The following is a 12926-nucleotide window of genomic DNA, read 5'->3' on the forward strand; positions in this document are numbered from 1 at the left end:
GGGTCTAATCCGCTCGATCCCCAATTGGAGGAATGAGATGCCGCTTTCAGAACAAGAGCAGCGACTCCTCGAAGAGATGGAGCGCAGTCTCTATCACAACGATGCCGAATTCGTGGCGAGCGTCGGAGGTACCCGCCTCCGCCCCAATTACCGTTCCATCGTGCTGGGGGTGCTCGCCGGCGTCGTCGGGATAGCGACTCTTGTCGCCGGTGTTGCGGTGCAGCAACTCTGGCTGGGCATCCTCGGATTCATCATCATGTTCGGGGGAGTGTTGCTGGCTGTCACTCCCGGCCGCACCGCCCGGGCCACGAGGCCGTCGGCCAACCAGTCCCGCCGCCCCGCGCAGGCTCGCAGCCAGCAGGGTTTCATGGACAAGCTCAACGACCGCTGGGACCGTCGCCAGGACGGCCAGCAGTAACGAGCAGCACAACACGCAGCGGTAACGCTCAGCGGTAACGCTCAGCGGTAACGCTTGGCGCTATCGCCCAGCAGCAGTCAGAAACGCCCGCCGTCATCGAGACGGCGGGCGTTCTGCTTTCAGCCCTCCCCCCACCGCGCCCACCGCACCGCGCCCACCACCCCACGCCCCTCCCTTTTCGCCCACTTCGTCACAGCCCGCAGGACCGGCCACCATGCCGGTCCTTTTTTGTGCCCAAAACCGTGCCAATTGCGTCGAAAACGTGGGATTTTCCTCCACCCGGTGATTCACAGAGTTTCCGGGGAATAATTGGGCACTTTCGCAGCAATATCGCGCGTTTTCCAGACATCGTGGTTGATAGTGGAGTAAAGTGGAGCAACACCTGACCTTGGCCGGAAGAGAGGGGTGATGAATGTTCCTCGGGACCTATGCCCCCAAGCTCGACGAAAAAGGACGCGTCATCCTGCCGGCCAAGTTCCGCGAGGACCTCTCGACCGGCATCGTCATGACGCGCGGCCAGGAGCGCTGCCTCTACGTCTTCACCTCGCGTGATTTCGACGAGGTGCACGAGAAGATCCGCCAGGCGCCCATCACCAGCAAGGAAGGCCGCGACTTCTTCCGCGTCTTCCTGTCCGGCGCCAGCGCCGAGACTCCCGACAAACAGAATCGGGTCACCATCCCCGCCAACCTCAGGGCCTATGCGGGCCTGGGTCGCGACCTCACGGTCATCGGCGTGGGCAACCGCGTGGAGATCTGGGACACCGAGGTCTGGGACGCCTACCTCATCGAGCAGGAAGCCTCGTTCGCCAACATCACGGAGGAGGTGATTCCGGGACTCTTCTAGCTCCTGGTGCCCGACTCCCAGCCGTTGCCCTCCTGACACACTTCCCCGGTGCCAGGCGGAACGGATGGGGATCAGGCCCCAGGATCCAGCCCCGGTAGCTATGAACAACAACGCAGACGACACCACGAACAACAACACGAACCACGAGATGAACAGCAACAACACCCCCGAACATCCGGCCGCGAAGCCGCAGCTCAACGAGATCCACACCCCGGTGCTGCTCGAGCGCAGCATCGAACTCCTCGGCCCGGCCATCGAGAAGCCCGGAGCGGTCCTCGTCGACGCCACGCTGGGCATGGGCGGCCACGCCGAGGCCATGCTGACCCGGTTCCCGGGGCTGACGCTGGTGGGACTGGACCGCGACCTCGACGCCCTCGCCGTCGCCGAGGAACGCCTCAAGCCCTTCCAGGGCCGCATCCACCTCGTGCACACCGTCTATGATGGGATCCTCGACGCCCTCGCCGGCCTCGGCATCAGCGAGGTCCAGGGCATCCTCTTCGACCTCGGCGTCTCCAGCATGCAACTCGACCAAGTCGAGCGCGGCTTCTCCTACTCCAAGGACGCCCCGCTGGACATGCGCATGGACAGCACCTCTCCGCTCACCGCCGAGCGGATCCTCGCCGACTACAGCGAGGCCGACCTTCGCCGCATCTTCCAGGAGTACGGCGAAGAGAAGCTCGCCGGCCGCTACGCCAAGGCGATCGTCGAAGCGCGGACAACGACTCCCTTCGTCAGGTCCGCGCAACTCGTCGAGGTCATCACCAAGGTCACCCCGGTCGCCGTTCAGCGCATGGGCCACCCCGCCAAGAGGGTCTTCCAGGCGCTCCGCATCGAGGTCAACCAGGAGCTCGCCGTCCTCGAACGCGCCATCCCGGCCGCGATGGAAGCCGTCGCCGTCGGCGGCCGAATCGTCTCGATGGCCTACCAGTCACTCGAAGACCGCATCGTCAAGCGGATGTTCGCCGCCGCGTCGACGTCGAGCGCACCGGCTGGACTGCCTGTGGAGCTCCCGGAACACAAACCGCTGTTCACCCTGCTGATCCGGGGCGCCGAACTGGCATCCGACGAAGAAAAAGCAATCAACCCCCGTGCAACATCGGTTCGCCTGCGTGCCGCCGAACGACTGAGGAGAGCCGAATGAGCGACAACCTGGCCCGGGTGCTGACAGCTGACGCACGGCCCCAATTCACCGAACGCCCTGGCGCCGACGAACGCCGTCACATCGAGATCGTCAGCCCGAGCACGCACAAGCGTCCCCGCGTCGTCTACGCGCTCTCGGCCGTCGCCTGTGTCGGCGCCATCGTCATCGCCCAGCTGCTGCTGAGCGTGGGGATCTCCCAGGGGGCCTACGAGATCTCGGCCCTGCGCGCCAGCCAGGTGGAACTGGGCCGCACCGCCGACAGCGTGAGCGAAGACCTGATCCGGGTGTCCTCTCCGCAGAGCCTGGCCGCCAACGCCGAGGCGCTCGGCATGGTCAGCAACTCCACACCGGCCTACCTGCGGCTCTCCGACGGCGCCGTCCTCGGCGCTCCCACCTCCGCCAGCGGCAGCCAGGCCGGTGCCGCCAGCCTGGTCCCGAACTCCCTGCTCACCGGCGTGCCGCTGGTCACCCAGGTACCCGCAGGCGGCCAGGGGGCCAGCGTCGCCTCCGGCGCGCCTGCCGCCGGAACCGCCCCTGTGGCAGTTACGGTAGCCGACGGCCTGCCGTCGCCGACTACTCGATAGACGCCGGTACAGTCCGATACAGGAGGACCACCACGTGGCGAAAACAAACATGTCCAGCAAACGCAGGGTCGCGGCCACGGTCGTCGTGCTCTTCGCCATCATCGGCCTGTTCGTGGTGCGCCTCGTCGACATCCAGGTTGTGCGGGCCGAGACCCTCAGCGCCGACTCGCTCGGCAACCGATCGGTCGAGCGCACCGTCTACGGATCGCGCGGCGAAATCCTCGACGCCAACGGCGTCGTGCTGGCCGGAACCGTGATGCGGTACGACGTGGCCCTCTCGCCCAAGAACGCCTCGCCGTTCACCCGCACCGTCGACGGGGTCGAGACGTCGGTTCCCCTGGCCCAGTCCGTCGCGGAAATCGGCGCTGTTGTCGGCCTGTCCGCCGATCAGGTCCAGGCCCTGATCACCGACTCCCTCGCCGACAACCCCAAGTCCGACTACGCCCTCGTGGCCAAGAAGGTCGGCGTTGACGCGTTCAGGGAGCTGTATGCGCTCGAGATCCCCTGGCTGACCTTCACGCAGAACCCCGGCCGGGTCTACCCCAACGGTGCCGTCGCAGGCAATATCGTCGGCTTCGTCTCGTCAGAGGGCGAGGCGCAGGCCGGACTCGAGGCCGGCGAAGACTCCTGCCTCGCCAGCAACAACGGCATCGAAACCTACGAGCGCGGTGCCGACGGCGTGCGGCTGCCGGAAAGCACCGTTGCCACGGAGCCCGCCGCCGACGGCAGCGACGTGATCACCACCATCGACTCCGACCTGCAGTTCTTCGTGCAGCAGGTGCTCGCCGAACAGGCCCAGAAGACCGGAGCGGCGTGGGGCAATGTCGTCGTACAAGAGGTCAAGACCGGCAAGCTGGTCGCAGTGGCCGACTATCCGAGTGTCGACCCGAACGACGTCAGCGCCACCACCAACCCCGAAGATCGCGGCTCACGCGCCTTCACGGCTTCCTACGAGCCTGGCTCGACGTTCAAGGCCCTCACCGCAGCCTCCGTCCTCGACGCCGGTCTGGCGACGCCGGACTCGCAGGTTGTTGCGCCGTACCGCTACCTGCCTGAGAACGGCGCCAATATCAACGACAGCTCGGTGCACGGCGACCTGCGCCTCACCCTCACCGGCGTCCTGATCGAATCGTCCAACACCGGCATGTCGTTGTTCGGTGAGCGTCTGAACGACCAGCAGCGTTACGACTACATGACCAAGTTCGGCGTCGGCACCGAAACCGAGAGCGGCTTCCCCGGTGAAGACCCCGGCATCCTGCACCCGGCCGAAAACTGGGACAACCAGACCGAATACGCCACGATGTTCGGTCAGGGCCTGACCACGACTGCCCTGCAGGTCTCCAGCATCTACCAGACCATCGCCAACGGTGGCGTGCGGATGCCCGTGCAGCTGGTGTCAGGCTGCCGCGCCGCAGACGGCACGCTGACCGAGGTTCCCGCGGCCGAGGGCACCCAGGTCGTCTCGGCCTCCGCGGCCCGCGACACGGCGGACATGCTCGAAATGGTCTACCAGCAGGGCTGGCTGGCCGACGCCTGGAACATCCCGGGCTACCGGGCGGCCGCTAAGACCGGCACAGCGCAGATGCCCGACGGCAACGGCGGGTACTCCAAGGGGTACCTGGTGTCGGTGTCCGGGTTCGCCCCGGCCGACGATCCCCAGTACGTCGTTTCGGTGAGTCTGGCCGATCCTGTTAACATGAATTCGTCAGCAGCGTCCGCTCCGGTCTTCCAAGAGGTCATGAGTCAGGCACTGAAAAAGTACCGGGCAGTTCCCTCGGGCGCCACCGCGCCTGATCTCTCCGGTACCTGGTAAGAAAGTGAGCCTCGTGACCGATTTGGCACCGTCGGCTCTCCGTCCTCAACATCCGGTCCCGCGATCGTTGTCCGGACTGGTCGATGAATTTGAGCTAGACACCCGCGGCGACACCGCGACCCGTGAACTGACCGGCGTGAGCCTCAGCTCGCGCACCGTACAACCCGGCGACCTGTTCGTCGGGGTGCCCGGCCGGATGAGCCACGGGGCAGCATATGCCCAGGCCGCCCGCGAAGCCGGTGCCGTCGCCGTGCTGACCGACGAGGCCGGCGCGCTGCTGGCCGCCGACTGCGGCCTTCCCATCCTGATCACCGCCGATGTGCGTGCCGCGTTGGGCACCGTCGCCGGTTGGATCCATCGGACTGCCGAGAACCCGGCGGACCTCTTCGCCGTCACCGGCACCAATGGCAAGACCAGCGTCGTCTACCTGCTTTTCGCCATCCTCACCCAGCTCGGTGTCGTCGCCGGGCTCACCTCAACGGCCGAACGCCGGATCGGCGACATCGCCGTGACGAGTTCGCTGACCACCCCGGAGGCCAGCGAGCTGCACGCCCTCCTGGCCCGGATGCGTGAAGCCGAGGTGCGCGCCGTCGGCATCGAGGTGTCGGCCCAGGCGATCAGCAGGCACCGGGTCGACGGCCTCATCTTCGACATCGCCGGCTTCACCAATCTGTCCCACGACCACCTCGACGACTACGCGTCGATGGAGGAATACTTCCAGTCCAAGCTGGAACTCTTCCAGCCTGACCGCTCCCGCCGCGGCGTGGTCACCGTCGACTCGGAATGGGGCCGCCGCATCGCGGCGGAGAGCCGGATCCCGGTCACGACCCTCGCCAACAACCCCGTGGTCGGCTCGGCCGACGCCGACCGCCGTCCGGCCGAAGCTGACTGGCGCATGAACGTTGTACAGGCCGGTGCCCGCTTCACCGAATTCACCCTCGACGGACCTGACGGCCGACGGCTGCAGACGCGGGTGCCGCTGCTCGGCTGGTACATGGCCGCCAACGCGGCCCTGGCCATCGTCATGCTGGTGGAGAGCGGCTTCGACCTGGCCGCCATCGAGCATGCCCTCACCCGCGACGGCGGCATCAACGCCTACATCCCTGGACGCGCCGAGTTGATCTCCGGAGACCGGGGCCCATTGGTCTACATCGACTACGGCCACAGCCCGGATGCCTTCCTCAACACGCTCGGTGCGATCCGCGACTCCACCGCCGGGCGCATCATCATGGTCTTCGGCGCCGACGGCGACCGGGACAAGACCAAGCGCGCCGCCATGGGCGCCATCGCCGCTCGCGGCGCGGACGCCGTCGTCATCACCGACTTCCATCCGCGATTCGAAGACCCGGCCACCATCAGGGCCACCCTGCTCGCCGCGGCCCGCGAGGCAGTGCCGGCGGGGGAACTCTACGAGGTCCCCGATCCCGCCACAGCCTTCCGCCGCGCCCTGTCGTTGGCCGCGGAGGGCGATGTCGTGCTCTACGCGGGGCCCGGCCACGAGAACTACCAGGAGGTAGCCGGCGTGAAACTCCCGTACTCAGCCAGGGATGACGCCCGACTCGCCCTGCAGGAAGCCGGGTGGCTGTAATGATCGCCCTGACCCTGGCCGAGATCGCCGCCGCCACGAACGGCACCCTTCACCTGTACACCGGGCACCTCGTCGACCCGTCCGCCCCTGACGCCCTGACTGCCGAGTCCGTGGTCGGCGGAGCCGTGCACACGGACTCCCGTGAGGTCACCGCCGGTGACATCTTCGTCGCCAAGCCCGGGGAAGAGACCGACGGTCACCTCTTCGCGCCGGCCGCCGTCACTGGCGGCGCCGTCGTGATCATCGTCGAACGGGTGCTGGACCTGCCCGTCGCCCAGGTGCTGGTGCCCGACGCCGTCGTCGCCCTCGGCGACCTCGCCACCGCGGTGATCACTCGGGTCCGCGCCGCTGGCCGGCTCCAGGTCGTCGGGATCACGGGTTCCAACGGCAAGACCACCACCAAGAACCTCCTGCGCGCCATCCTCGAACGTGTCGGACCCACCGTCGCCGCCCGCGCCTCGTTCAACAACGAGGTCGGCGCCCCCTTGACCATGCTCGAAGTCACGGCAGACACCCAGTTCCTCGTTGCCGAGATGGGCGCAAGCGCCGAGGGCGAGATCCGCCGCCTGGTCCGGATGGCCCGGCCCGACATCGGCATCGTGCTCAAGGTGGGACTTGCCCACGCCGGCGGGTTCGGCGGTATCGAAGCCACCGTGCGCACCAAATCCGAGATGGTCACCGACCTCGGCCCTACCGACATCGCGATCCTGAACATCGACGACGACCGGGTGGCCGGCATGGCCGCCGTCACCGCCGCCCGCGTGGTGTGGTTCGGTGAGAGCGACGGCGCAACCGTGCGGGCCTCCGCGATCCACGGCAGCCGCACCGGAACCAGCTTCACCCTGCACCTGCCGGACGGCGCCAGCCGTCCCGTGTCCTTCAGGGTCCTCGGCGAGCACCACGTGATGAACGCCCTGGCGGCCGCGGCCGCCGCCGACGCCCTCGGGGTGCCCATCGACGACATCGTCAGTGCGCTCGAGTCCGTCAGCATCGCCGAACGCTGGCGCATGGAGGTCCTCGGTGGTCGGGATGACGTCACCGTCATCAACGACGCCTACAACGCCAGTCCAGATTCGATGACCGCAGCGCTCAAGACCCTGGCCCAGATTCGGAAGCCCGACGGGCGCAGCATTGCCGTGCTCGGCGAAATGAGCGAACTGGGGGAGCTGTCCGGCGAGGAACACGACAGGATCGGCCTCCTCGCGGTGCGCCTGAACATCTCCCAACTCATCGTGGTCGGCCGCGCCGCCCGGCGCATGCACATCAGCACCATCAACGAGGGCTCCTGGGACGGGGAATCGGCGTACGTTGACACCGCGGACGAGGCCTTCGACCTGCTCCGCGACACCATCAAGCCTGGCGACACCGTGCTCGTCAAATCATCAAATTCAGCTGGACTCCGATTCCTCGGCGACCGACTGGGAAAGTTGTACTCGTGATTGCCCTCCTGCTGGCCGGAGCGATGTCCCTCGTCTTCACCCTGACGCTGACCCCGCTGTTCATCAGGCTGTTCCACAAGCTGGGCTGGGGCCAGTTCATCCGCGACGACGGACCCAAGAGCCACCACGCCAAGCGGGGCACCGCCACCATGGGCGGCATCATCATCATCGTGGGCGTCCTGATCAGCTACTTCCTGGCGATGTGGGTGCAACAGCGACCGCTCACGGCGTCACCGTTGCTGGTGCTGTTCATGATGGTGGGCCTGGGCATGGTCGGGTTCCTCGACGACTACCTCAAGACCCGCAACCAGCGCAGCCTCGGTCTCGGCGGCTGGCAGAAGATCGCCGGGCAGGTCGTCGTCGCCGGCGCCTTCGGTTGGATGGCGCTGCAGTTCCCGGACAAGTACGGCCAGACTCCGGCGTCCACGCACATCTCCTTCATCAGGGACCTGCCGCTTGACTTCATGAAGCTCGGCACGTTCATCGGGATCGCAGCGTTCATCATCTGGATCTGCTTGATCGTGGCCGCCGCCTCAAACGGGGTCAACGTCACCGACGGCCTCGACGGCCTCGCCACCGGATCACTGGTGTTCGCGATCGGTTCGTACATCATCATCGGGTTCTGGCAGTCCAACCAGTCCTGCAACCCCGGCGGATCCGATATCGCGGACATGTACAAGTGTTACGCAGGGCCCGAAGCCTTCGACCTGGCCATCGTGGCCGCGGCGATCGTCGGCGGCCTCATCGGCTTCCTCTGGTGGAACACGTCGCCGGCGAAAATCTTCCTCGGCGACACCGGCTCGCTCGGCCTGGGCGGCGCGCTGGCCGCGCTGGCGATCCTCAGCCGCACCGAACTGCTGTTGGTGCTCATCGGCGGCCTCTTCGTGATCGAGGCGGGTTCGGTCATCGTGCAGCGTGCGTACTTCAAGGTCACCAGGGGCAAACGGATCTTCCTGATGAGCCCGATCCATCACCACTTCGAACTCAAAGGCTGGGCAGAGGTCACCGTCGTGGTGCGATTCTGGATCATCGGCGGTCTGCTCGTGGCCGCCGGCGTCGGAACGTTCTACCTCGAGTGGCTGGCCCGCTGATGGGCGCCCATTCCTTCGACCCACCCCGCCAGGCCCCGGACCGGCACGGCCGGCTCGACACCCTGACAAGCTGGCACTCGGACTGGACCGGTCTGCGCGTGGCCGTCCTCGGTCTGGGCATGACGGGATTCGCCGCGGCAGACACCCTGTCCGAACTCGGCGCCGATGTGCTCGTTGTGGCCGGCCGGGCCCCCGACGACAGGGCCCGACTGCTCCAGGTGCTCGGTGTACCCCTGGTCACCGCCGATCTGGACGCGGCGCCTGACACGCTGGTCTCCCATGACCCCGAGCTGATCATCGTCTCTCCGGGCTTCCATCCCGACCACCCGCTGCTCCAGTGGGCCGCCAGTGCGGCCATCCCGGTCTGGGGCGACATCGAGCTTGCCTGGCGGTTGCGCGACAAGGTGGGACCCGCCGCTCCCTGGATCCTGGTGACGGGCACCAACGGCAAGACCACGACAGTGCAGCTCGCCGCGACGATGATCGCCGCGGGCGGCCACCGCGTCGCACCGTGCGGGAACATCGGTGTTCCCGTCCTCGACGCGATCCGCGACCCGCAGGGCTGGGATGTTCTCGTCGTCGAGCTCTCCAGCTATCAGCTGCACCACCTGCCGCTGAGCGGTCCCGGCGCCCTGGTGCCGCTCTCCAGCGTCTGCCTCAACATCGCCGACGACCACATCGACTGGCACGGTTCCGCGCTCGCGTATCGCGACGCGAAGGCCAAGGTCTACGCCAACACCACTGTCGCCTGCGTCTACAACAAGGCCGACCTCGCCACGATGCGTATGGTCGAGGACGCCGACGTCAGCGATGGCGCCAGGGCAATCGGTTTCGGCCTTGGCGTCCCAGGGCCCAGCGACCTGGGTATCGTCGACGGGATCCTCTGCGATCGCGCGTTCCTCGAGGACCGCTTCGACAGCGCCATCGAACTCACCACTGTCGCCGACCTCGTCGCCGTCGGCCTCGCCGCACCGCACGTTGTCGCCAACATCCTCGCCGCCGCCGCATTGGCCAGGTCCTTCGACGTGCCGCCGGACGCCATCCGCGCGGCCCTGGCCACCTTCAGGCTGGACGCGCACCGGATCGAGGTCATCGCGACCCACGACGGCATCAGCTGGATCGACGATTCCAAGGCCACCAACCCGCATGCTGCCGACGCGTCGCTTGCTGCGTACGACTCCGTGGTCTGGCTGGTGGGCGGTCTGCTCAAGGGAGTGGACATCGGCGAGCTCGTCGCCCGGCACGCCGGTCGGCTGCGCGGTGCCGTGGTGATCGGCGTCGAGCGGGCGGAAGTCCTTGCCGCATTCCGGCGACACGCCCCTGCCCTGCGCGTGTTCGAGATCGACTCGGATGACACTGGACAGGTCATGCCGTCCGCTGTGGATATGGCCGCATCCCTGGCCGAGGCCGGTGACGTGGTCCTGCTTGCTCCTGCGGCGGCGTCCATGGACCAGTTCGCGAGTTATGCGGAACGCGGGGCGAAGTTCGCCCAGGCCGTACACGATTATTTGGGAGGTGGGTCGCATGAAGATCCGTCCTCGTACCCGGGTGCCTGAGCGCGACGAAAACCAGCGCGGCGATACCCAGCGCGGCAGCAGCCTGACCAGGATCAACCTCGGCAGGGTCTTCCGGGCCGAATCGACGAACTACCTGCTCCTTCTGGGCACCACTCTCTTCCTGGTGCTCTTCGGCCTGGTCATGGTGTTGTCGTCCTCGTCGGTGGACTCTTACCTGGAGGACGCCGGTTTCTACGGCGGCTTGTTCCGGCAAGGCATCTTTGCGGTACTCGGCATCCCGCTGATGCTGGTGATCAGCCGGCTGCCCGTGGCCTTTTGGAAGCGCGTCGCCTGGCCGGCCCTGGCCGTGGCCTGCTTCTTCCAATGTCTGGTGATTTTCACCCCGCTCGGCGTCACCGTCGCTGGGAACACCAACTGGCTCTCCATCGGCGGGGTGCAGTTCCAGCCCTCTGAGGCCATCAAGGTCGCCCTGGTGATCTGGCTCGGCGTGATCCTTGCACAGAAGCAGGACAAGCTCGACGACTGGCGCCACGTGTACATCCCGGTGTTCGGCGTCGGCGGCGGCTCGGTCATGCTGGTGATGATCGGCGGTGACCTCGGGACCGTGATCATCATGGCCGGGATCCTCTTCGGAGCGCTGTTCTTCGCCGGTGTGCGGCTGCGGATGCTCGCCCTGCCGCTGGGTATCGGCGTCGTCGCCGGCGGCCTGCTGGCGATCAGCAGCGAAAACCGGATGACCCGCATCCTGAGCTTCGCCGTCGACGGCTGCGATGAGCTGAACGGCACCATCTCGGCCGCCTGCTGGCAACCCCTGCACGGCACCTGGGCCTTGGCCAACGGGGGAGTGTTCGGCGCGGGCCTGGGCAACTCCAAGGCCAAATGGTCGTGGTTGCCGGCCGCGGACAACGACTACATCTTCGCCATCATCGGTGAAGAGCTCGGCCTGATCGGCGCCGTCGTTGTGCTGCTGATGTTCGTCCTGCTGGCATTCGCGTTCATCCGTATCATGCGCGGCACCACCAACATGCAGATCAGGGTGACCACCTCGGCCGTCATGGTCTGGATCATCGGCCAGGCCCTGGTCAACATCGGTGTGGTGCTCGGCGTGCTCCCGGTGCTCGGCGTGCCGCTCCCATTGATCTCTGCCGGTGGCACGGCTCTGCTCACGACCCTCGGCGCGATCGGTGTCGTGCTGTCCTTCGCCCGAAGCGACCACAACCTGGCCGAAGGGTCCACGATCCGCGCCGCTGCGCCTGCACGTCCGGCTCCGGCCGTCCCCACCCGCCTGGCTCCGGTGCCGGGCGGTCCGAAACGAGGAAGCACCCGATGACGACGTACCTGCTGGCAGGAGGCGGCACCGCCGGCCATGTCAATCCACTGCTCGCCGTCGCCGATGCGCTCAGACTCCGTGACCCGGACGCGACGGTGCTCGTGCTCGGCACCGCGGAGGGACTGGAATCCAGGCTGGTTCCCGAGCGCGGCTACGAACTGCTGATAGTTCCGCGGCTGCCCTTCCCGCGGCGGCCGAACCGGGCCGCCCTCGGCTTCCTGCCCAAGTTCAATCGCGCCATCAACGACGTCGCCGCCATTCTGCGCCACCGTCGGGTTGACGTCGTCGTCGGCTTCGGCGGCTACGTCGCCACCCCGGCGTACCTGGCCGCGCGGCGTGCCGGCGTGCCGATCGCCATCCACGAAGCCAACGCCAAGCCCGGGCTGGCCAACCGGGTCGGCGCCGCACTGACCCGGTCGGTCGGGGTGGCCTTCGCCGGCACGCGCCTTCGTCACGCCCGCGTGGTCGGCATGCCGCTGCGGCGGGAGATCGAGACGCTCGACAGGGCCGGCTCCCGGCCGGCCGGCCTGGAGTTCTTCGGCCTCGACCCCGAGCGGCCGACCCTGCTGGTCACCGGCGGCTCACTCGGCGCCCGTCGGATCAACCGCACCATCGTGGATTCCGCGACGGTCCTCACCGAGGCCGGCTGGCAGGTGCTCCACATCACCGGTAACGCCGCGGAGGTCGATGACCCCCGGCTTCCCGGTTACCGGATGATCGCCTATTGCGACCGGATGGACCTGGCGCTCTCCGTCGCCGACTTCGCCGTCTCCCGCGCCGGAGCCGCAACGGTCAGCGAACTCAGCGCCCTCGGGATTCCCGCCGTGTTCGTGCCCTACCCGGTCGGCAACGGCGAGCAGCGGTTCAACGCCGCCGACGTCGTGACTGCCGGCGGCGGCATCCTCGTCGACGACGCCGACTTCCTGCCCGGCTGGATCCGGGCCGAGCTCCTGCCGGTACTGGCCGAACCCCGGCGTATTCACGACATGAGCGCCGCCGCCCTCTCCGCCGGGGTGCTGGACGGCACTGCGCGTACGCTCGAGCTCGTCGATGAGGCGTGCGGTGCAACGGCACCGCACTCCGCGTAACGTTAACGCCAGGCCCGCAGCACCCGCACGACCCGCACGACCAGCACCAACCGCTTCACCCGCGCACCGCCAG

General features: G+C 67.4%; 11 protein-coding genes. All 11 read left to right on the forward strand.

From position 1 onward, the window contains the following. Positions 1–37: 37 nt before the first annotated feature. The 11 genes from E3T61_RS08025 to E3T61_RS08075 all read left to right on the forward strand — a co-directional run bounded on the left by E3T61_RS08025 (position 38) and on the right by E3T61_RS08075 (position 12853). Positions 38–418 (forward strand): DUF3040 domain-containing protein, encoded by a 381-nt coding sequence (locus E3T61_RS08025; RefSeq protein WP_134640342.1) that lies wholly within the window; start codon positions 38–40, stop codon positions 416–418. A gap of 412 nt (positions 419–830) precedes the next feature. Then, a complete protein-coding gene (gene mraZ / locus E3T61_RS08030; protein ID WP_134453347.1) occupies positions 831–1262 on the forward strand; it encodes a division/cell wall cluster transcriptional repressor MraZ in 432 nt (143 codons plus the stop codon). Between the two features lie 148 nt (positions 1263–1410). Then, positions 1411–2403 (forward strand): 16S rRNA (cytosine(1402)-N(4))-methyltransferase RsmH, encoded by a 993-nt coding sequence (rsmH, locus tag E3T61_RS08035; protein ID WP_134640458.1) that lies wholly within the window; start codon positions 1411–1413, stop codon positions 2401–2403. After that, complete coding sequence (gene ftsL / locus E3T61_RS08040) at positions 2400–2987, forward strand: cell division protein FtsL (RefSeq protein WP_134640343.1); 588 nt, start codon at positions 2400–2402, stop codon at positions 2985–2987. Before rsmH ends, ftsL begins: the two co-directional genes overlap by 4 nt. Positions 2988–3036: 49 nt before the next feature. After that, positions 3037–4800, forward strand: coding sequence for a peptidoglycan D,D-transpeptidase FtsI family protein (locus E3T61_RS08045; RefSeq protein WP_134640344.1), 1764 nt, complete (start codon positions 3037–3039; stop codon positions 4798–4800). Positions 4801–4813: 13 nt separating this feature from the next. Next, positions 4814–6388 carry a Mur ligase family protein gene (locus E3T61_RS08050; RefSeq protein ID WP_134640345.1) on the forward strand — a complete coding sequence of 525 codons (1575 nt, stop codon included), beginning with the start codon at positions 4814–4816 and terminating at the stop codon, positions 6386–6388. Continuing rightward, entirely contained in the window at positions 6388–7827 is a 1440-nt protein-coding gene (locus tag E3T61_RS08055) for a UDP-N-acetylmuramoyl-tripeptide--D-alanyl-D-alanine ligase (protein WP_134640459.1), read from the forward strand. The genes E3T61_RS08050 and E3T61_RS08055 overlap by 1 nt, the downstream gene beginning before the upstream one ends. Further along, positions 7824–8918: a phospho-N-acetylmuramoyl-pentapeptide-transferase gene (gene mraY / locus E3T61_RS08060; protein ID WP_134640346.1), complete on the forward strand. Its 1095-nt coding sequence runs from the start codon at positions 7824–7826 to the stop codon at positions 8916–8918. The genes E3T61_RS08055 and mraY overlap by 4 nt, the downstream gene beginning before the upstream one ends. Then, positions 8918–10474, forward strand: a complete 1557-nt coding sequence (gene murD, locus E3T61_RS08065) for a UDP-N-acetylmuramoyl-L-alanine--D-glutamate ligase (protein WP_134640347.1) — start codon at positions 8918–8920, stop codon at positions 10472–10474. Before mraY ends, murD begins: the two co-directional genes overlap by 1 nt. After that, a complete protein-coding gene (ftsW, locus tag E3T61_RS08070; RefSeq protein WP_134640348.1) occupies positions 10443–11765 on the forward strand; it encodes a putative lipid II flippase FtsW in 1323 nt (440 codons plus the stop codon). The genes murD and ftsW overlap by 32 nt, the downstream gene beginning before the upstream one ends. Beyond that, positions 11762–12853 (forward strand): UDP-N-acetylglucosamine--N-acetylmuramyl-(pentapeptide) pyrophosphoryl-undecaprenol N-acetylglucosamine transferase, encoded by a 1092-nt coding sequence (locus E3T61_RS08075; protein WP_134640349.1) that lies wholly within the window; start codon positions 11762–11764, stop codon positions 12851–12853. Before ftsW ends, E3T61_RS08075 begins: the two co-directional genes overlap by 4 nt. The last annotated feature ends 73 nt before the right edge of the window (positions 12854–12926 follow it).

It is taken from the genome of Cryobacterium lactosi (assembly GCF_004403945.1).
Classification (GTDB): Bacteria; Actinomycetota; Actinomycetes; order Actinomycetales; family Microbacteriaceae; genus Cryobacterium; species Cryobacterium lactosi.